Raw genomic sequence first — 19103 nt, forward strand, 5'->3', positions numbered from 1 at the left:
GCGCGTTGGTACGCCAGCTCATCTCAGGCGGGTGTTACGCCCGCGCCCACGAGGTCTCGTACGGGAGTCACCGGAAAGAACCCATACCTACCACGTTCACGCTTTGTAAACTCGTATACCTGCGTATCTGGCGGCAGGGTCGACGGTGGCGCTACATTCTCCATAACAATTGCCTGACCGCTGAAGGTTGAACTGAGATAGTGGAAGAACTGTCCACTCACATTGCTGTCGATTAGCAAACGATCCAGCGAATCCTCCGGCTCCTTGTAGGTAACCAGCGGTGAGTCCAACACCACAAACCCAGGATGGGGACGATTTCGTTCGATACACCACTGGGCCAGACCTACTGTAAATGCCGAATGCAGAAGAGCTCTCATGCCCTTACCGTGTGACGCCCGCGGAACTCCGTTCATACTAATTTCGCAGCTGTCGGCATCGAATGACACATCGCGGAGTTCCGGCACGCCCCAAGCGCGAAGTATCGAATACAGTAGCCGCCCGAACTCGTCTGAGATGCCGCGCGCAAGGGCACGTGGCTGAACAGCGCTTGGGGACTGCACTGGACCCACCGCAGACCTCAGAAGCTCAATCTGGGCTAACTGTTCATACGCTGCGGCTTTCCGCTCTAGTTGGCCTTTGGCCGCGATAAGCTCGCGCAACTCGCCCCTCTCGGGCGCTAGGCGCTCATCCAGCGCAAGAAGGGCGCCACGTGCTTCTTCGTGCATGGCCTCGAACCGCGAAAGTTCGGATTGAACGGCATCCTGCTCCGCAGCCAGGTCTTCCAGCGCCAACTGAAGGTCGGCATGCAAGCTTCGTGTCTTGATCTGCTCGGTGCGTACAGCTTCAGTGAAAAGCGTTCGGTCTTCAGCCTGATGGACGAATGGTGCCTGATGTTCCGGGGCGGCACCGCAGAATACGCAGCGGCCCACGTCAAAGAAGCCCAGAGCAGTGCCAGCCTCTTCCAGCATCTCAAGCCGTTCTAAGTCCGACTCATACTTCTGCGAGAGAAGTGCAAACCCAGCAAGCAGTTCAGAAATTTCATTAGCCCTGTTCCGCCGGACATCAAGACTCATATGCAGTTCACGAAGGGTTTGATTTAGCGCTGCCTGCTCTTCGATATGCATCTCTAGAGAGTCAGAAATGGCATCGATAGACTCCCCTATCATCGAGAGTCGTCGACGAACTTCGGCAAGGCTTTCAGAGTCGATAGACGCCCGTCGCATCTCGTTAGCGATCTGCTCGAGTGCGGCAATTCGCCCTTCGTTCCTCTGGCGCTCAGCGCTCGCCGCCTTAGTTGTGCGTGGTAGATATGAGTCGTCCTCACCTTGAAGCATGAACCGCAATACAGACCGTTCCGTGGTTCTCGACGTGAACTGTCCGCTCAACGGGGCCGGCACCTCAGAAACAATACCTGTCTCACCCACGAGGAAGAGTCCAGAGATCAGACGAAACGTTAACGAGACAGTTTCGTTCCGCTCATTCGAGCGCACCCACTTATTCTCGATTCCCATCTCACCGAGCAAAAGAGATGATATGTCGTTTCCTGATTTTTGGTGCCGAGGTGAGAGTACTTTGGCTCTACCAATTCGGTGGAGGCCGTCATACACGCGAAACTTGGAACTCCCCTTACCGCGGATCGATCGTTCGAATGTGAGCCCGGCAGGACTCGAGGCGGTCATAAGAGAAAGCGCGGCGGTGTCATATCCTGACGCTTCTTCGATGGCCTTCAAACTCGAAGCGCCAAGCATATAGTTAATAGCGTCAAAGACGTACGTCTTCCCGGTGTTAGAAGCCCCGAAAATTACGGTAAGTCGAGGTCCGAATTCAATCTCCGCTGGCGTTACTTGGGGGCCAAGTACCTCCAACTTTCGCATCCGCAAATCAAGCATCGGCACCTCCTTCTTCGGGACGCGATCCTTCTGCAATCCACTTTCGCACCATAGCGCGTAGCCCGAGCGAAGGTTCTGATTGTTCCTCGTCAGGCAGCCGTTCTACGACCCACTCAGCACGGTTACGGAGACGCACGGCATAAGGTGAACCTAGAACCGAAATGAAGGGACGAGCATTCTCTGTTGCAGCAAATTTGAATCCAGCTCCAGTCGGCCGCCCGAATACCAAGCCTGCGCGGATCATCGCATCGAGGCCGGCCCGGACAAGATCTTCTTTGATCGCAAGTTCGCCGATGGAGCCTGGTAATTCCGGATGGATGCTCGGTGGCCCATCGCTCTGTCCGGTGTGTAGTAGAGCGTGGTCGAGCTGGGCTAGGGTGGCCAGGTCAAAGGAACGTGGATATGCGAAAGATAGCAAAAACGCGACACGTAGCCCAACCTCTAGAGGGCTGTTAAGGGGTGCCGCAATCATTCCTGACACCACCGAAGTCGAAGATCATTCGCTAACTGATGACAGATGCCTTTCTTGTCACGGCCTTGGGTGACCGAGATAAGGGCGTTATTGCTAAGACTGATTGCCTGTGATGCACTTAAAACGCGTTGGAGTCGATCGTAACCGGTCGGGTGTTCGTCATCATGAATCTCTCGCACGCCCTCATGCACTTCGCCCTGCAGGTTCTCGAAAGTTAGACTCGGGACCTTATCGCGATAGAAAACTCGCAATCTCTCGGCACTAAAGAAGTATTCGCGCTGGAGTTTCAGATGGTCGTGCGCTCGGCCATGCGTAGAGAGATCTTCGATTGTTCGAGCTGAAAGTCCGTACTTCTCGGCATAGACGTCAAATAGCTGAGAAAGGTAATTGGTCTCCTCTGGATTCGGCACGTCCGGTGGAGTTGGGGCTGGCGGCGGCACAGGAAGTGGTACCGCAAACCTCACCGTATGCTGAGGAGAGTTCTTATGCTGCTCGATCAAATCCGCAGGAACAATTGACTGGAACATCGAGAAATCCACGCCGCTAGCGAATGTCGCTATCGCCGCCCTCTCTATCGGGTCCCCAGCGGGTCCGACCTTCCCGCTCGCGAGGACCGCCAAAAACTCCCGCTTCAACGCCCCCGGACGCAGCAGCATCTGATCCAAGCTCGGACCAAGACCCCTCGGTGCAAGGAAGCAGTATTTTTGGGGCAGAGAATAATAGCCCGACTTTGCGTGGCGCAGGACCTTATAGATTTCCGGCCATACGTCGGTTGGGATCAGCGCATCCTTATAATGTTTACACTGAAAACAATCCCATTCCCCGTAAAAGCCCGCCGCCGAACAGAAGCCAGCTACATCTACTCCATGGTCGTTCGCGCCCCCAAATTTGCGGACAACTGGATATGTCAGCGTGCGCGCCCATTCGTAGATAAATTCTTCCCACTGATCGGCTGTGTAGATAAACAACTGCAACTCGGGAGAGAACAGTGGACCTTGAACCGGGGGCACCACAAGAGCGATCCCAAGCGGCTCTGGCGGCAGGGGAGTCAGGTCCGCTTGGGCGGCGAAGTGCGACACCGTGGCCTCCGAGTCCCACATCAGTTGCATCCCGTATACGCAGGGTAGAACAATCACATACGTAGCGATAGATCCTTTTGGCTGATAGATTCCGACATCGCCGTTGTCGGGCACACGGGACAACCTGTGTGCCGAAGATGAGCCTTATGGGCGCGCCGTGTGGTGATGAGTTGAGGGAACGTCTGCCGAATTGGGCTGTACTAGATCAAGGCGCCTTCGGCGCAGCCCGTGCGCGGTCGTCGAGCTAGACGTGCGAGCGGCGCCGGCGCTCCGCGCCGACGCCGTAATCCCGCCGGCTCGGAACCCGCGCACGGGCCACGCGAGATGGTCTCGAAAGAGTCCGATCAGCTTGCGGCCGCCGATGCTTCCGCAGCTTTGGGTCCCCGGTCCGCCGGGCTACATGCCGTCGCTCCCGCGGACACCGGTCGCTTCGCTCCCTGCCGACTGCGCGTCCAGGTGCACTCTTTGCCTCCGGCGGGGCCTCCAGCCGGGGGCCTCAGGGTTCCGGTGGGGGAGCCCCGCCGCACACCCGCCGTCCAGGCAAAGCCGAGCAGGCCGACGCCGGGGGCCGCCAAGCGTGGTCGCGGACGTCGCGGTCCGTACTCACGAGGGCAGCCCCCGGCGCCGGCCCGCTCCCCGAGAGGTGGACGACGGGTATACGGCGGGGCGAGGGCAAAGATCAAACCCAGGCCGTCTCCAGGCCGTCAGGCCGTCAACGGGCCGTCCGATGGCCACCGTTGTTGACCAACAGCGACCGACGGTGACCGAGCCGGACCGCAGGTCGGCGGCGGAGGGGTACCGCGACCAGCGGCTCCGAAGAAACTCCTGGCAAGATAGCTCCTCGTGATGCTCTACGACTGCAGTGTGCTCGCCGAGCGTGAGCGCGGCATTGCCGCGGCGATCGAGGCCGTCGGGCGCGGTGACCTGATCGTGATGCCGACCGACACGGTGTACGGCATCGGCGCCGACGCGTTCAAGACCTGGTCCGTCACCGCGCTCAACAACGCCAAGGGGCGTACGACCCCCGTGCCGGTGCTCGTCGGCTCGCGGCACACGCTCGACGGGCTCGTCTTCGGGCTGCCCCAGGCCGCCCGCGACCTGGTCGACGCGTTCTGGCCGGGCGCGCTGACCATCGTGGTCGAGCACGCGCCCAGCCTGCAGTGGGATCTGGGCAGCACCGACGGTACCGTCGCGGTCCGTATGCCCCTGCACCCCATCGCGCTCGAGGTGCTGCGCGAGACCGGGCCGATGGCGGTGTCCTCGGCCAACAAGCACGGGCAGGCGCCGGCCGAGACCGCGGCCGAGGCGCGCGACCAGCTCGGCTACTCCGTCAGCGTGTACCTCGAGGGCGGACCCTGCCCGGAGCCGGTCGCGTCCACGATCATCTCGGTCGTCGGCGGCGAGCACCGGGTGCTGCGCGCCGGCGCCGTCCCGCTGGAGAAGCTGCGCGAGGTCGTGCCCGACCTGGTCGCCCTCGAGTCCTGATGGGGCCGTTCGGCGTCCTCTGCGTGTGCATGGGCAACATCTGCCGCTCGCCGATGGCCGAGCGGCTCCTCGTGGCCGACGCGCTCGCGGTGGGCGGCTCCGCCGACGAGCTGTACGTGCACGGCGCCGGCACCGGGGGCTGGCACGCCGGCGAGCCGATGGACCCGCAGGCGGCCCGGCAGGTGCTGGACCGCGGCGGCCGCGTCGACGGGTTCAAGGCCCGCCGGCTGCTGGCCGAGCACGTCGACGCGTCCGACCTCGTGCTGACCGCGACGATCGAGCAGGTCGAGTTCGTGGCCGAGCTGCGCCCCGACGCGGCCGCGCGCACGTTCGTCTTCGGCGAGTTCGGCCGGCTCATCCGCGGCGTGGCGCTGCCCGCGACGCTGACCGGCGTGTACGAGCGCGGGGTGGCCCTTGTCGAGGCGGCGGACCGGGCCCGGGCGGGGCGGCCGGCCCTGGCGTCGGACGAGCTCGACGACCCGTGGGGGCGCGCCGACTCGTACTTCAGCCGGGTCGCCGACGAGATCCAGTCGACGACGAGGCCGCTGGCCGAGGTGCTGTTCGCACGCTGAGCGCGGCCCGGGCGACGTTGCGCGCCATGCGGCCGAAGACCAGCCCGTGCAGCGGCGCGACCGAGCGCCAGTAGAGGTGCCCGGCCAGCCCGCGCGGCACGAAGACGAGGACCTGCTCGTAGACGGTGCGGTCCCCCTCGTCGACGGCGGCGCGCAGCTCGAGCCACGCGCGCCCGGGCATCCTCATCTCGGCGCGCAGCCGCAGCAGCTCGCCCGGCACGATCTCCTCGACGCGCCAGAAGTCGAGCGCGTCCCCGGCGTACAGGCGGTCGGGGTCCCGGCGCCCGCGGCGCAGGCCCACGCCGCCGGCCAGCCGGTCGACGGCGCCGCGCAGGGCCCAGGCCAGGCGCGAGGAGTACCAGCCGTGCTCGCCCCCGATCGACTCGATGACGCGCCAGAGCTGCTCCGGGGTGGCGGCGGTGTAGTGGGCGCGCTCGTCGCGGTACGCGCTGCCGCCGGACCAGGCCGGGTCGCTCGGCAGCGGGTCGCTCGGCGCGGTGGCGAAGGCGCCGGACCGGCGGGAGTCCTCCCAGCGGGTCTCCACATCGGCGTCGCGGATGCGGCGCAGGGCCAGGCGCACGGCGGCGTCGAAGCCGGTCAGGCCGTCGTGGGGGTCCGGGATGTACTCCGCGATGTCGTGCTCGGTGCAGACGGCCTCGTGGATGAGGCTGCCCACCAGCGGCTTGGCGATGCCGGCGGGCACCGGGGTGACCAGGCCGACCCAGTACGACGACAGCCGCGGGGTCAGGGCGCGCACCGGCAGCAGGACGCGGCGCGGGAGGCCGGCGATCCGGGCGTACCGGTGCATGAGCTGGGCGTAGGTGAGCACGTCGGGGCCGCCGATGTCGAACGCACGGTTGACCGGGGGCGGGAAGACGGTGGCCGCCGAGACCAGGTAGCGCAGCACGTCGCGGATGGCGATGGGCTGGATGCGGTTGCGTACCCAGCGCGGGGTGACCATGACCGGCAGGCGCTCGGTGAGGTACCGCAGCATCTCGAACGACGCCGAGCCGGAGCCGATGACGACCGCGGCGCGCAGGACCGTGGCCGGCACCGCGCAGCGCAGGAAGATGTCGCCGACCTCGGCGCGGGAGCGCAGGTGCGCGGAGGCGTGACCCGGGGGCACCGGGCCGCCGAGGTACACGATCCGCCCGACCCCGGCCCGCTCGCACGCGATCGCGAAGTTGAGCGCGCCGAGGCGGTCGACGTCCTCGAAGGACTCCTGGCCCAGGGCGTGCACGAGGTAGTACGCCACGTCGATCCCGTGCAGGGCCGCGGTCAGGCCGGTGTCGTCCTCGGCGGCCACGTCGCCCTGGGCGATGTCGACCCGTGCGGCCCAGGGCACGTCGCGCAGGCGGCGCGCGTCGCGGGTCAGGCAGCGCACCTCGTGCCCGGCCGCCAGCAGGCGCGGAACCAGGCGGCCGCCGACGTACCCGGTCGCGCCGGTCACCAGACATCGCATGACTTCATGCTTACCCTGCGCAATCTGCCCCTAGACTCATTTCATGGGCGACACCTACTGGGGGCCCGACTTCGACGCGCTGCGGGACACCGATCCCGAGATCGCCGACGTCGTCCTCGACGAGCTCGCGCGCCTGCGCGGCGGGCTCCAGCTCATCGCGAGCGAGAACCTGACCTCGCCGGCCGTGCTCGCCGTGCTCGGCTCCGCGCTCACCAACAAGTACGCCGAGGGCTACCCGGGCCGCCGGTACTACGGCGGCTGCGCCGAGGTCGACCGGGCCGAGGCGCTGGGCATCGAGCGGGCCAAGGCCCTCTTCGGCGCCGAGCACGCCAACCTGCAGCCGCACAGCGGGGCGAGCGCCAACCTGGCCGCGTACGCCGCGCTGCTCATGCCCGGCGACACCGTGCTCGCCATGGAGCTGCCGCACGGCGGGCACCTGACCCACGGCAGCAAGGTCAACTTCTCCGGGAAGTGGTTCAGCACCGTCGGCTACCCGGTGCGCAAGGACGACGAGCTCATCGACTACGACGAGGTGCGCGACCTCGCGCTCGCGCACCGGCCCAAGCTCGTCATCTGCGGGGCGACGGCGTACCCGCGGCTGATCGACTTCGCCCGGTTCCGCGAGATCGCCGACGAGGTGGGGGCGTACCTCATGGTCGACGCCGCCCACTTCATCGGCCTGGTCGCGGGCGGGGCGATCCCGTCGCCGGTGCCGTTCGCCGACGTCGTGTGCGCCACCACGCACAAGGTGCTGCGCGGCCCGCGCGGCGGCATGATCCTGTGCAAGGAGGGGCTCGCCCCGCGCATCGACAAGGCGGTGTTCCCGTTCACGCAGGGCGGCCCGCTCATGCACGCGGTCGCGGCGAAGGCGGTCGCGCTGAAGGAGGCCGCCCAGCCCGCCTACGCCGACTACGCCCGCCAGGTCGTCGCGAACGCGCGGGCGCTGGCCGCGGCGCTGGAGGGCGAGGGCATGCGGCCGGTGTCCGGCGGCACCGACACGCACCTGGCGCTCGTCGACCTGCGCGCGCTGTGCATCACCGGCCGCGAGGCGGAGGAGCGCTGCGACGCCGCCGGGATCACGCTGAACAAGAACGCCATCCCGTACGACCCGGAGAAGCCCATGACCGCCTCCGGCATCCGCGTCGGCACGCCCTCGGTCACCACCCAGGGCATGAAGGAGCCCGAGATGCTGCGGATCGCGGCGCTCATCGCGGCCGCGGTGCGCGGCGAGCCGGTCGGGCCGCAGGTGCGGGAGCTCGCCTCCGCGTTCCCCGCGTATCCTTCCCCCTGACATGAGGTCCTAGCGGCACCGCTGCACAGACAAGGTCTTCGTTCTTGAAGAAGAGGCTGAACCACCTGCCCGCCCAGCTGCTCGCGATGGCGATCGTGCTGGTCGTCACCGTGCCGATCGCGCTGTGGCGCGACGGCTGGACGGGCGTCGGCGGCGACGCGGCCGGGGTCGCGCTGGTCACCCTGAGCTACGTGGTCTCCAGCCTCATCATCGCCTGGACCGACCTCAAGGCCCGGCCGCTGCTGCTGCCGGTGGCGCTGGGGACGTACATCGTGAAGTTCACGATCATCGGCCTCGCCATGTGGGCGGCGCTGAACACGAACTGGGCCGGGCTGCCCTGGATGGGCGTCTCGGTGATCGTGGCGGTGATCGCCTGGATGACCGCGCACGCCGTGTGGGTGTGGCGGGCCAAGATCCCGTACGTCGAGGTCTAGCCCCTAGCGGCAGGGGTTGCGCCGCTCGGGGCCGAGGGCCGTTCCCGTTCGGCCGCCGTTCACCGACCATTCCGCGGCGGTTCGGTAGACGCCCGCCTGGCAGGCGGCGCTCACCTGGCGCGTGCGGCGGCTCGCCGGTACGGAGGGCAATGTCTCGCCCTTGGCCGCCGTGAAGGCCTGCTGGGCGAGGGTGGTCCAGCCCGCATCGGTACTGCGCTGCAGGCGGACGGTCAGCGTGAGGCGATCGGGGCCGGGGGAGTCGCAGTGGTACTCGGCGCCGGCCACGAGATTTCCATCACGCAGCGTCACGCGCTGTGGTGATATGGAGCACAGGGTCCCAGTGATCCCGCCCACGGGACGGGGGGTCTGGTCGCGGCCGGTCTTCGTCACCACGACGGCCGCGAGGATCAAGAAGAAGGCGATGACGGCGTTGCGCAAGGTCATCACCCCAGTGCGGAGAGTTAGGCTGTGCTCCCAGCTAACCCTCCGGGGGTGACCGTGCGCAACATTCACTCACGCATCAGTCGTGTAGTTGACCCTCCGCATCGGCTCGGAGGAGTAACGTTGACGCCCGCCGGTTGATGGCCCCGGCCCGATGAGCGAACCCCCGCGCGATGAGCACGCGGGGGTCGATGCACGGGTGCTCCCGGCTGACTGATATGGTCACCGCGTCATGGCCGGTAACCAGACACCCAAGCAATCCGGAGCGAGTGGCGCCAACACTGGCTGGGCCGCCGTCGGATACCTCATCTCGGGCATTGCCGTATGGGGATTCGTTGGCTGGCTCGTCGACCGCTGGCTCGGTTCGGACGGAATCGCCACCGCGATCGGATGCGTGCTCGGCGCCGCCGGAGGCATCTATCTGGTGGTCAAAAAGCTGGGCGCCTGAGGCCCCGGCGGACTTATATACATCGAGAGGAACGTGGTGAGCGGTCAGGTTCTGGCGGAGGTGCCCTTCCCGCCCAGCGTGAACGACATCTACCCGCCCGCGTTGGTGGACGCCGCTCCGTGGCTGACCAAGTTCAGCCTGTTCCTGTGGCTCGCCGCCGCGCTCGTCATCGTGTTCTTCCTGATCGCCTACCGCAGCCCGAAGATCGTGCCGACCAAGGGCCAGTGGCTCGCGGAAAGCCTCTACGGGTTCGTGCGCGAGGGCGTGGCCAAGGACGTCATCGGCCACGAGGGGCTGCGCTTCGCGCCGTACCTCGCCAGCCTCTTCATCTTCATCCTGGTCGGCAACGTCTTCTCGATCGTGCCGTTCATCCAGGTCTCGCCCAACGCCCACATCGCCTTCCCGCTGATGCTGGCGCTGTGCACGTACTTCCTGTACCTGTACCAGGGCTTCAAGAAGCACGGCTTCCTCGGCTACTTCAAGCACGCCACGGTGCTGCCCGCCCCGTGGTTCATGCAGCCGCTGCTGCTGCCGATCGAGGCGCTGCAGGCGTTCATCCTGCAGCCGCTCACGCTGGCGCTGCGACTTTTCGCCAACATGTTCGCCGGCCACATGCTGCTGCTGGTGTTCACACTCGGTGGATTCGCGCTGCTCAATGCCGAGAGCTTCTTCCTGAAGCCGATCTCCCTCGTCTCCTGGGCGATGACGATCATGCTGACGTTCTTCGAGCTGCTGATCGCCGCCCTGCAGGCCTACGTCTTCACACTCCTGACGGCCAACTACCTCGCCGGCACGCTCGCCGACGAGCACTGAGCCGCTCGCAGACTTTTTTGTTTCGTTTCTTCACCACCCCCCGCTGTTCGAGCTTCGAAAAGCGTTGCTGCTCCACCTTTTTCAGTTGTCCCGCGTGAACGGGTTCACGCGAGATCCCAGGAGGATTCACAGATGGCTCTGGCAGAGATCACCGGAAGCATGGCCGCGGTCGGTTACGGCCTCGCCGCGATCGGCCCCGGTATCGGCGTGGGCATCGTCTTCGCGTCGTACATCCAGTCGACCGCGCGTCAGCCCGAGTCGGCCGGCCTCACCCGTACCTACATGTTCCTCGGCTTCGCCGTGGTCGAGGCGCTCGCCCTGCTGGGTATCGCCTTCGGCTTCGTGTTCGGCAAGTAACCTCCCCTTCGATTCCAGCCGGGAGGTTTCCCATGCTGATCTTCGCTGAAGAAGCCGAGCACAACCCGATCATTCCGATCTGGCAGGAGATCGTCGTCGGCGGCATCGCCTTCGCGATTCTCTGCTTCGTGCTCATGAAGTTCGTGTTCCCGCGTATGGAGGAGACCTTCCGGGCGCGCGTCGACGCGATCGAGGGCGGGATCAAGCGCGCCGAAGAGGCGCAGGCCGAGGGGAACCGGCTGCTCCAGCAGTACAAGGAGCAGCTCGCCGAGGCCCGCACCGAGGCGGCGCGCATCCGTGACGAGGCGCGTGCCGACGCGACGGGCATCCGCGAGGACATCCTCGCCAAGGCCCGCGAGGAGAGCGACCGCATCATCGCCGCGGGTCGAGACGCCCTGCAGACCGAGCGCCAGACCATCGTGCGCCAGCTGCGGGCCGAGATCGGCTCGCTCGCCGTCGACCTGGCCGGACGTATCGTCGGCGAATCCCTCGAGGAGGAGGCCCGCCGCCGTGGCACGGTCGAGCGGTTCCTCGAGGAGATCGGCGACGGCGACGCGGCCGGCGCCGCCGGGCGGCGCTGATGGAAAACATCAACCGCGAGGCCTACGGGGCCGCCGTCGACAAGCTCGCCGAGTTCTCGGCGAGCGCTGACGTCGCTGCGATCGCCAAGGTCGCCGACGAGATCCTCGCGGTCGCGGGGCTGCTGCGGCGCGAGCCGCGGCTGCGCCGGGCGCTGGCCGACCCGGGCCGTTCCGGGGCCGACCGCGCGGAGCTGATCGGCTCGATCCTGTCGGGCAAGGTCAGCGCCGAGACCGCCGGCCTGCTGAGCACGCTCGTGACCGGCCGCTGGTCCGGCCCGGGCGCACTGCTCGACGGCGTCGAGCGGCTCGGTGTCGACGCGCTGCTGTCGGCCGCCGACCGCAGCGGAGACCTGGCCGACGTGGAGGACGAGCTCTTCCGCTTCAGCCAGATCGTCGCGGGCGACTCGCGGCTCGCCGGTGCCCTGAGCGACACGACCGCGCCCGCCGAGGCCCGCTCGGAGCTGGTGGCGGGCCTGCTGAAGGGCAAGGCCAAGCCGGCCACGCTCGGCCTCGCGCAGCTCGCGGTCTCCGGGTTCGGCGGGCGTGGCTTCGACAGCTCGCTCGGCCGCCTGGTCGAGCTGGCCGCCGCGAAGCGGGACCGGTCGGTCGCCTACGTGACCACCGCCGTCGCGCTGAGCGACGCGGAGGAGCAGCGCCTGGCCGACCGTCTGGCGGAGCTGTACGGTCGGGAGGTCTCACTCAAGGTCGATGTCGATCCGCGCATTATCGGAGGCGTGCGGGTCAAGGTCGGCTCCGACCTTTACGACGGCACGGTCGCCCGGCGTCTCGCCGAGGCCAAGACGGCGCTCTCGAAGTAACCATTACCCCGAAGCTTGATACTCCAGATAGAAGGTTGAGGATGGCCGAGCTGACCATCTCCTCGGACGACATTCGGGGCGCACTCGAGCGCTACGTCTCGTCCGTTGACTCAAAGATCTCCCGCGAGGAGGTCGGCGTCGTCTCGTACGCCGGCGACGGTATCGCCCAGGTCGAGGGCCTGCCCTCCACCATGGCCAACGAACTGCTCGAGTTCGCGGACGGCACGCTCGGCGTCTCGCTCAACCTCGACGTCCGCGAGATCGGCGTCGTCGTCCTCGGTAAGTTCGAGGGCATCGAGGAGGGCCAGCAGGTCAAGCGGACCGGCCGCGTGCTCTCGGTGCCGGTCGGCGACGCCTTCCTCGGTCGCGTGGTCAACCCGCTGGGCGAGCCCATCGACGACCGCGGCGACATCGCCAACGAAGGCTTCCGCGAGCTCGAGCTGCAGGCCCCGAACGTCATGGCCCGCCAGCCCGTCAAGGAGCCGCTGCAGACCGGCATCAAGGCGATCGACGCCATGACCGCCATCGGCCGCGGCCAGCGCCAGCTGATCATCGGTGACCGCAAGACCGGCAAGACCACGGTCGCGCTGGACACGATCATCAACCAGCGCGACAACTGGAAGTCCGGCGACCCGAAGAAGCAGGTCCGCTGCATCTACGTCGCCATCGGTCAGAAGGCGACCACCATCGCCTCGATCAAGGGCACCCTCGAAGAGCAGGGCGCGATGGAGTACACCACCATCGTCGCCTCCCCGGCGAACGACCCGGCCGGCTTCAAGTACCTCGCCCCCTACACCGGCTCGTCCATCGGGCAGCACTGGATGTACGGCGGCAAGCACGTCCTGATCGTCTTCGACGACCTGACCAAGCAGGCCGAGGCGTACCGCGCGATCTCGCTGCTGCTGCGCCGCCCGCCGGGCCGCGAGGCCTACCCGGGCGACGTCTTCTACTTGCACTCGCGCCTGCTCGAGCGCTGCGCGAAGCTGTCCGACGAGCTCGGCGCGGGCTCGATGACCGGCCTGCCGATCATCGAGACGAAGGCCAACGACATCTCGGCCTACATCCCGACGAACGTCATCTCGATCACCGACGGCCAGGTCTTCCTGGAGTCCGACCTGTTCAACCAGGGCGTCCGCCCGGCCATCAACGTCGGCACCTCGGTGTCGCGGGTCGGCGGCTCGGCCCAGGTCAAGGGCATGAAGGACGTCGCCGGCCGGCTGCGGCTCGACCTGGCGCAGTACCGCGAGCTCGAGGCGTTCTCCGCGTTCGCCTCCGACCTGGACAAGGCCTCCCGCGCCCAGCTGGACAAGGGTGCCCGCCTGGTCGAGCTGCTCAAGCAGCCGCAGTACTCGCCGTTCTCGGTCGAGGAGGAGATCGTCTCGGTGTGGGCCGGCACCACCGGCCAGCTCGACTCGATCCCGGTGAGCGAGATCCGCCGCTTCGAGAGCGAGTTCCTGCAGCACCTGCGCTCCAGCCGCAAGGAGCTGCTCGACACGATCGCCGAGAGCAAGAAGCTCGAGAAGGACACGATCGACGGCCTGACCGAGGCGATCAACTCGTTCAAGCAGGTCTTCTCGGCCAAGGGTGACGACGCGACCGTCAACGAGGCGCCGGCCAAGGCGCTCCAGGGCGAGCAGAGCCGCGAGACCGTCACCCGCCAGGTCCGGAAGTCGGGCTGACGCATGGCCGGTCAGGTACAGGCACTGCGCCGGAGGATCCGCACGGTCAAGTCGACCAAGAAGATCACCAAGGCGCAGGAGCTCGTCGCCACGAGCCGCATCGGCAAGGCGCAGGAGCGGGTCGCCGCCTCCCTGCCCTACGCCGAGGCGATCACGGGCGTGCTGACGGCACTGGCGAGCAACGCGAACGTCGACCACCCGCTGCTGGTGCCGCGCAACCCGGTCCGCCGGGCCGGCGTGCTCATCGTCACCAGCGACCGGGGGCTGTGCGGCGGGTACAACGCCAACGCGCTGCGCACCGCCGAGCAGTTGATCGCCCGGCTGCGCCAGGACGGCAAGCAGGTCGCGCTGTACGTCTCCGGGCGTAAGGGCGTCGGCTACTACCGGTTCCGCGGCCGTGAGATCGCCGGGAGCTGGACGGGCTTCTCCGAGCAGCCGCGGTACGACAACGCGGCCGAGATCGGCGAGACGCTCATCCAGGCCTTCGTCAGCGGCGCCGACGACTCCGTCGACGGCCCGGGCCCCGACGGCGTCCTCGGCATCGACGAGCTCTACATGGTGCACACGCAGTTCCGCTCCCTGATGACCCAGACCCCGGTGGCGCGGATCGTCGCGCCGATGGAGGTCGAGGAGCAGGAGGTCAGCGGGCCGCTGCCGGCCTACGAGTTCGAGCCGGAGGCCGAGGCGCTGCTCGAGGCGCTGCTGCCGAAGTACATCAACACGCGGATCTTCGCGGCGTTGCTGGACTCGGCGGCCAGCGAGTCCGCCGCGCGCCGGCGTGCCATGAAGAGCGCCTCCGACAACGCCGACGATCTGCTCAAGCGGTACACCCGCGAAATGAACTCCGCGCGGCAGGCGGCGATCACCCAGGAAATCAGCGAGATCGTCGGCGGCGCCAACGCGCTGGCAGCGACGGGAAGTGATGTGTGATGACTGCACCAGCAGACACGAAGACCGCGGCCGGCCGCGTGGTCCGGGTCATCGGCCCGGTCGTCGACGCCGAGTTCTCGCGTGACAACATGCCCGACATCTACAACGCGCTCCACGTCGACGTGACCCTCTCCGGAGGCACCAAGACGCTGACGCTCGAGGTCGCCCAGCACCTCGGCGACAACATGGTGCGCGCCATCTCCATGCAGCCCACCGACGGCCTGATCCGCGGCGCGGCGGTGCGCGACACCGGCGCCGGCATCTCGGTGCCGGTCGGCGACGTGACAAAGGGCCACGTGTTCAACGCCCTCGGCGAGGTCCTCAACGCCGACCCGTCGACGCTGGAGATCACCGACCGGTGGGAGATCCACCGCGACGCGCCCAAGTTCGCCGAGCTCGAGCCGAAGACCGAGATGCTGGAGACCGGCATCAAGGTCCTCGACCTGCTCGCGCCGTACGTGCGCGGTGGCAAGATCGGCCTGTTCGGCGGCGCCGGCGTGGGCAAGACGGTGCTCATCCAGGAGATGATCACCCGTGTCGCCCGCAACTTCGGTGGTACGTCGGTCTTCGCCGGCGTGGGTGAGCGCACCCGCGAGGGCAACGACCTGATCCTGGAGATGGCCGAGGGCAACGTCCTGGACAAGACCGCGCTGGTCTTCGGCCAGATGGACGAGCCGCCGGGCACCCGTCTGCGGGTCGCGCTGTCCGCGCTGACCATGGCGGAGTACTTCCGTGACGTGCAGAACCAGGAGGTGCTGCTCTTCATCGACAACATCTTCCGGTTCACGCAGGCCGGCTCCGAGGTGTCGACGCTGCTCGGCCGTATGCCGAGCGCCGTCGGTTACCAGCCGACCCTGGCCGACGAGATGGGCCTGCTGCAGGAGCGCATCACCTCCGTGCGGGGCAAGGCCATCACCTCGCTCCAGGCGATCTACGTGCCCGCCGACGACTACACCGACCCGGCGCCGGCCACCACGTTCGCCCACCTCGACGCGACCACGAACCTCGAGCGGTCGATCTCGGACAAGGGCATCTACCCGGCCGTCGACCCGCTGGCGTCCTCCTCGCGGATTCTCGCGCCGGAGTTCGTCGGCGTCGAGCACTACACGGTCGCCCGCGAGGTGCAGCGGATCCTGCAGAAGTACAAGGACCTGCAGGACATCATCGCCATCCTCGGCATGGACGAGCTGTCCGAAGAGGACAAGGTGACGGTCGCCCGCGCCCGTCGCATCGAGCGGTTCCTGTCGCAGAACACCTACGCCGCCGAGCAGTTCACCGGCGTCGCGGGCTCGACGGTGCCCCTCAAGGAGACCATCGAGTCGTTCAAGAAGATCAGCGAGGGCGAGTACGACCACTTCCCCGAGCAGGCGTTCTTCATGTGCGGCGGCCTCGAGGACCTCGAGAAGAAGGCGCACGAACTGATGAAGGACTGACCTTCGTCGGTCTTTCGCCGGTTTTGGGAGGGCGCGTCGCCGGGCGGTGGCGCGCCTTCTCTTTTGCTTACGAACATCTGAAATTTTCGGCAAAGCCACTTCGCGAGGCGGTGACGTGCGTCACGCTCTGAAGTGTTCGAGCCGAGGCTCCGCGCCCGGCGCCGCAATGGCGCTTCACCAGGTGTGCCAACGTGGTGAGGCCCACTGCTCGGCGCGTCGGATCTTTGACTAGACTCGTCCAAACCGAATCGCGCACACGAGGAGTAACTAGCGTGGCGAGGCAGCTGTACGTCGAGCTCGTAGCCGTCGAGGAGAAAGTCTGGTCCGGCGACGCGGACATGGTCGTCGCGCGCACGACCGAGGGTGAGCTCGGCGTCCTTTACGGCCACGAACCGCTCCTCGGCCAGCTCGCCGAGGAGGGCCAGGTACGTATCAAGCAGGGCGGCCAGGAACTCGCCTACGACGTGGCCGGCGGGTTCATCTCCGTCACCGGCACCGGCGTGACGGTCCTTGCCGAGAGCTGCACCCCCGCCTCCGCGTCCTCAGCGCACTGACGAGCGGGCGGCGCAGGTGAGGATCGTCGAGGGCATCGGCATCGCGGTCCTGATCCTGCTGGCTGCCCTGGCGTTGCTGTTCCTGCGCCGCCTGGTGATCGCCCGCAAGGGTGGCACCATCGAGCTCGGCGTACGCCTGAGCACGATCATCCCGGGCCGCGGCTGGTCGGCCGGCCTCGCCCGGTTCGCCGGCGACGACCTGCGGTGGTACCGCATCTTCAGCTTCTGGCCGGGCCCGCGCCGGGTGCTCTCGCGGCGCGGGCTCGCCGTCGACCGCCGCCGCACCCCGGACGCGGCCGAGCTGCTCGTGCTCCCGCCCGACTGGGTGATCGTGCGCTGCGTCAGCCGGCAGGCCCCGGTCGAGATCGCGATGGCCGAGCGCGCACTGACCGGCTTCCTCTCCTGGGTAGAGGCGGCGCCGCCGGGGGATTCGACCCCGGAGACGCGCCCGTACCGCTACAAAGCCAGCTGAAGCCGTCTACCGCTGCCCTCCCGGGACCCATTTCACGTCGCCGCCCGGGTTGGCGGTGCGGCACAGGATGAAAAGCAGGTCCGACAGGCGGTTGAGGTACTGCAGCGCGATCTCGTTGGTGCGCCGGGCGTCGACCTCCCAGAGGGCCCAGGCGCTGCGCTCGGCGCGCCGGCTCACCGTGCGGGCCACGTGCAGCAGCGCGGCGCCCGGGGTGCCGCCGGGCAGGATGAAGGAGTCCAGCTTGGGCAGCTCCTCGTTGAACTCGTCACACCACTGCTCCAGCCGCTCCACCTGTGCGGCCGTGACGCGCAGCGGCGGGTGCGGCGGATCGGCCACGACGGGGTTGCACAGGTCCGCCCCGACGTCGAAGAGGTCGTTCTGCACGGCCCGGAGCACCGTCGCGATCCGCTCGTCGAGCGCGCCCAGGGCCAGCGCGACGCCGATCGCCGCGTTGGCCTCGTCGACGTCGGCGTACGCGACCAGGCGCGGGTCGGTCTTCGACACGCGCGAGAAGTCCCCCAGTCCCGTGGTACCGGTGTCGCCGGTTTTCGTGTAGATCCGCGTGAGGTGAATGGCCATGGTTTTCACGGTACGGAATGCCCCTACGATGGCGGACGTGGACGTGATCCGTGTGATGGGCGGGGCCCGGCTGGCCGGCGACGTATCCGTCGTCGGGGCGAAGAACTCGGCGCTCAAGCTGATGGCGGCGGCGCTGCTGGCGACCGGGCGCAGCGTGCTGACGAACGTGCCGCGCATCACCGACATCGCCATCATGGCGGAGGTGCTGCGCCGCCTCGGCTGTGAGGTCGAGCAGGACGGCGACCGCGTCGTCATCGACGTGCCGGACGAGCTCGGCACCGAGGCCGACTACGACCTCGTGCGCCGGCTGCGCGCCTCGATCTGCGTGCTCGGCCCGCTGCTGGCCCGCCGCGGCCACGTGCGCGTCGCCCACCCGGGCGGCGACGCGATCGGCTCCCGCGGCCTCGACATGCACGTCGAGGGCCTGCGCCGGATGGGCGCCGACATCTCCGGCGAGCACGGCTTCGTCATCGCCACCGCCCCGAAGCTGCACGGCGCGACCATCTGGCTCGACTTCCCGAGCGTCGGCGCGACCGAGAACCTGCTCATGGCCGCGGTCCTGGCCAACGGCCGCACCGAGATCGACAACGCGGCCCGCGAGCCGGAGATCGTCGACATCTGCCGCATGCTGACCGACATGGGCGCCGACATCCAGGGCGCCGGCTCCTCCCGCCTGGTCATCCAGGGCGTGCCGGAGCTGCGCCCGGTCGAGCACCGCACCGTCGGCGACCGGATCGTGGCCGGCACCTGGGCCTTCGCCGCCGCCATGACCCGCGGCGACGTGACCGTGCACGGCATCGACCCGGCGTTCCTGGAGATCGCCCTGGACAAGGTCGTCACCGCCGGCGGCGACGTGACCACGACCGCGGACACCTTCCGCGTCGTGATGCCGTCCCGCCCGAAGGCCGTCGACGTGGTCACGCTGCCGTTCCCGGGCTTCGCGACCGACCTGCTGCCGATGGCGGTCGGTCTCGCGGCGGTCTCGGAGGGTTCGTCGCTGGTGACCGAGAACATCTTCGACGGGCGCTTCATGTTCATCAACGAGATGTCCCGCCTGGGCGCCGACATCCGCACCGACGGGCACCACGCGGTCGTGCGCGGCAAGGACCGCCTGTCGGGCGCCCCGGTGACCGCGACCGACATCCGCGCGGGGGCGGGCCTGGCGATCGCGGGCCTGTGCGCGGACGGCGTGACCGAGATCCGGCACGTGCACCACATCGACCGCGGGTACCCGAGCTTCGAGTCCGACCTGCGGGCCCTGGGCGTGGAGGTCGAGCGGTCGGCCGCGCCGCCGGACCAGTTCGACTTCTGAGC

At 67.6% G+C, this 19103-nt stretch carries 21 protein-coding genes; 15 read left to right on the forward strand and 6 right to left on the reverse strand.

Annotation, left to right across the window (positions count from 1 at the left end; translation table 11 throughout):
• Positions 1–23 precede the first annotated feature (23 nt).
• Genes ACPPVO_RS07145 through ACPPVO_RS07155 form a run of 3 tightly spaced genes read right to left on the reverse strand, consistent with a single transcriptional unit; the run spans position 24 to position 3554 of the window.
• Positions 24–1889 (reverse strand): AAA family ATPase, encoded by a 1866-nt coding sequence (locus ACPPVO_RS07145; protein ID WP_426510466.1) that lies wholly within the window; start codon positions 1887–1889, stop codon positions 24–26.
• Positions 1882–2361, reverse strand: a complete 480-nt coding sequence (locus ACPPVO_RS07150; protein ID WP_426510467.1) for an ABC-three component system middle component 2 — start codon at positions 2359–2361, stop codon at positions 1882–1884. Before ACPPVO_RS07150 ends, ACPPVO_RS07145 begins: the two co-directional genes overlap by 8 nt.
• Entirely contained in the window at positions 2358–3554 is a 1197-nt protein-coding gene (locus ACPPVO_RS07155) for an ABC-three component system protein (protein ID WP_426510468.1), read from the reverse strand. The genes ACPPVO_RS07150 and ACPPVO_RS07155 overlap by 4 nt, the downstream gene beginning before the upstream one ends.
• Positions 3555–4286: 732 nt before the next feature.
• On the opposite strand from ACPPVO_RS07155, the gene ACPPVO_RS07160 reads away from it, so the two are divergent.
• Complete coding sequence (locus ACPPVO_RS07160; protein WP_426514558.1) at positions 4287–4925, forward strand: L-threonylcarbamoyladenylate synthase; 639 nt, start codon at positions 4287–4289, stop codon at positions 4923–4925.
• Positions 4925–5497, forward strand: a complete 573-nt coding sequence (locus ACPPVO_RS07165; protein WP_426510469.1) for a phosphotyrosine protein phosphatase — start codon at positions 4925–4927, stop codon at positions 5495–5497. Before ACPPVO_RS07160 ends, ACPPVO_RS07165 begins: the two co-directional genes overlap by 1 nt.
• On the opposite strand, the gene ACPPVO_RS07170 is transcribed toward ACPPVO_RS07165, so the two are convergent.
• Positions 5430–6959 (reverse strand): SDR family oxidoreductase, encoded by a 1530-nt coding sequence (locus ACPPVO_RS07170; protein ID WP_426510470.1) that lies wholly within the window; start codon positions 6957–6959, stop codon positions 5430–5432. The genes ACPPVO_RS07165 and ACPPVO_RS07170 overlap by 68 nt on opposite strands.
• Before the next feature lie 43 nt (positions 6960–7002).
• Here ACPPVO_RS07170 and glyA point away from each other — a divergent pair, with 43 nt between their 5' ends.
• The gene (glyA, locus tag ACPPVO_RS07175; RefSeq protein ID WP_426510471.1) at positions 7003–8250 is read left to right on the forward strand and encodes a serine hydroxymethyltransferase; all 1248 of its coding nucleotides are present in this window, start codon (positions 7003–7005) and stop codon (positions 8248–8250) included.
• A 44-nt stretch (positions 8251–8294) separates the two neighbouring features.
• Positions 8295–8684 (forward strand): hypothetical protein, encoded by a 390-nt coding sequence (locus tag ACPPVO_RS07180; RefSeq protein WP_426510472.1) that lies wholly within the window; start codon positions 8295–8297, stop codon positions 8682–8684.
• 3 nt (positions 8685–8687) lie between these two features.
• Here ACPPVO_RS07180 and ACPPVO_RS07185 read toward each other — a convergent pair whose 3' ends face one another.
• Complete coding sequence (locus ACPPVO_RS07185; protein ID WP_426510473.1) at positions 8688–9122, reverse strand: hypothetical protein; 435 nt, start codon at positions 9120–9122, stop codon at positions 8688–8690.
• Between the two features lie 235 nt (positions 9123–9357).
• Here ACPPVO_RS07185 and ACPPVO_RS07190 point away from each other — a divergent pair, with 235 nt between their 5' ends.
• The 10 genes from ACPPVO_RS07190 to ACPPVO_RS07235 all read left to right on the forward strand — a co-directional run bounded on the left by ACPPVO_RS07190 (position 9358) and on the right by ACPPVO_RS07235 (position 17210).
• Positions 9358–9573, forward strand: a complete 216-nt coding sequence (locus ACPPVO_RS07190; RefSeq protein ID WP_426510474.1) for an AtpZ/AtpI family protein — start codon at positions 9358–9360, stop codon at positions 9571–9573.
• 15 nt (positions 9574–9588) lie between these two features.
• Positions 9589–10386, forward strand: a complete 798-nt coding sequence (gene atpB, locus ACPPVO_RS07195; protein ID WP_426514559.1) for a F0F1 ATP synthase subunit A — start codon at positions 9589–9591, stop codon at positions 10384–10386.
• Positions 10387–10518: 132 nt separating this feature from the next.
• Positions 10519–10743 (forward strand): ATP synthase F0 subunit C, encoded by a 225-nt coding sequence (gene atpE, locus ACPPVO_RS07200; RefSeq protein ID WP_223101581.1) that lies wholly within the window; start codon positions 10519–10521, stop codon positions 10741–10743.
• 35 nt (positions 10744–10778) lie between these two features.
• Entirely contained in the window at positions 10779–11324 is a 546-nt protein-coding gene (locus tag ACPPVO_RS07205; protein WP_426514560.1) for a F0F1 ATP synthase subunit B, read from the forward strand.
• Positions 11321–12142, forward strand: coding sequence for a F0F1 ATP synthase subunit delta (locus ACPPVO_RS07210; protein ID WP_426514561.1), 822 nt, complete (start codon positions 11321–11323; stop codon positions 12140–12142). Before ACPPVO_RS07205 ends, ACPPVO_RS07210 begins: the two co-directional genes overlap by 4 nt.
• 41 nt (positions 12143–12183) lie before the next feature.
• Positions 12184–13821 carry a F0F1 ATP synthase subunit alpha gene (atpA, locus tag ACPPVO_RS07215; protein WP_426510475.1) on the forward strand — a complete coding sequence of 546 codons (1638 nt, stop codon included), beginning with the start codon at positions 12184–12186 and terminating at the stop codon, positions 13819–13821.
• 3 nt (positions 13822–13824) lie between these two features.
• Entirely contained in the window at positions 13825–14751 is a 927-nt protein-coding gene (locus tag ACPPVO_RS07220; protein WP_360369071.1) for a F0F1 ATP synthase subunit gamma, read from the forward strand.
• A complete protein-coding gene (atpD, locus tag ACPPVO_RS07225) occupies positions 14751–16184 on the forward strand; it encodes a F0F1 ATP synthase subunit beta (RefSeq protein WP_426510476.1) in 1434 nt (477 codons plus the stop codon). Before ACPPVO_RS07220 ends, atpD begins: the two co-directional genes overlap by 1 nt.
• A gap of 272 nt (positions 16185–16456) precedes the next feature.
• The gene (locus ACPPVO_RS07230; protein ID WP_426510477.1) at positions 16457–16738 is read left to right on the forward strand and encodes a F0F1 ATP synthase subunit epsilon; all 282 of its coding nucleotides are present in this window, start codon (positions 16457–16459) and stop codon (positions 16736–16738) included.
• Positions 16739–16754: 16 nt separating this feature from the next.
• On the forward strand, positions 16755–17210 hold the full coding sequence (locus tag ACPPVO_RS07235; protein ID WP_426510478.1) for a DUF2550 domain-containing protein: 456 nt from the start codon (positions 16755–16757) through the stop codon (positions 17208–17210).
• A 6-nt stretch (positions 17211–17216) separates the two neighbouring features.
• Here the strand turns inward: ACPPVO_RS07235 and ACPPVO_RS07240 are convergent, their stop codons facing one another.
• Entirely contained in the window at positions 17217–17789 is a 573-nt protein-coding gene (locus tag ACPPVO_RS07240) for a cob(I)yrinic acid a,c-diamide adenosyltransferase (protein ID WP_360369083.1), read from the reverse strand.
• Between the two features lie 28 nt (positions 17790–17817).
• On the opposite strand from ACPPVO_RS07240, the gene murA reads away from it, so the two are divergent.
• Positions 17818–19101, forward strand: coding sequence for a UDP-N-acetylglucosamine 1-carboxyvinyltransferase (murA, locus tag ACPPVO_RS07245; protein ID WP_426510479.1), 1284 nt, complete (start codon positions 17818–17820; stop codon positions 19099–19101).
• The last annotated feature ends 2 nt before the right edge of the window (positions 19102–19103 follow it).

It is taken from the genome of Dactylosporangium sp. McL0621 (assembly GCF_049995355.1).
Classification (GTDB): Bacteria; Actinomycetota; Actinomycetes; order Mycobacteriales; family Micromonosporaceae; genus Dactylosporangium.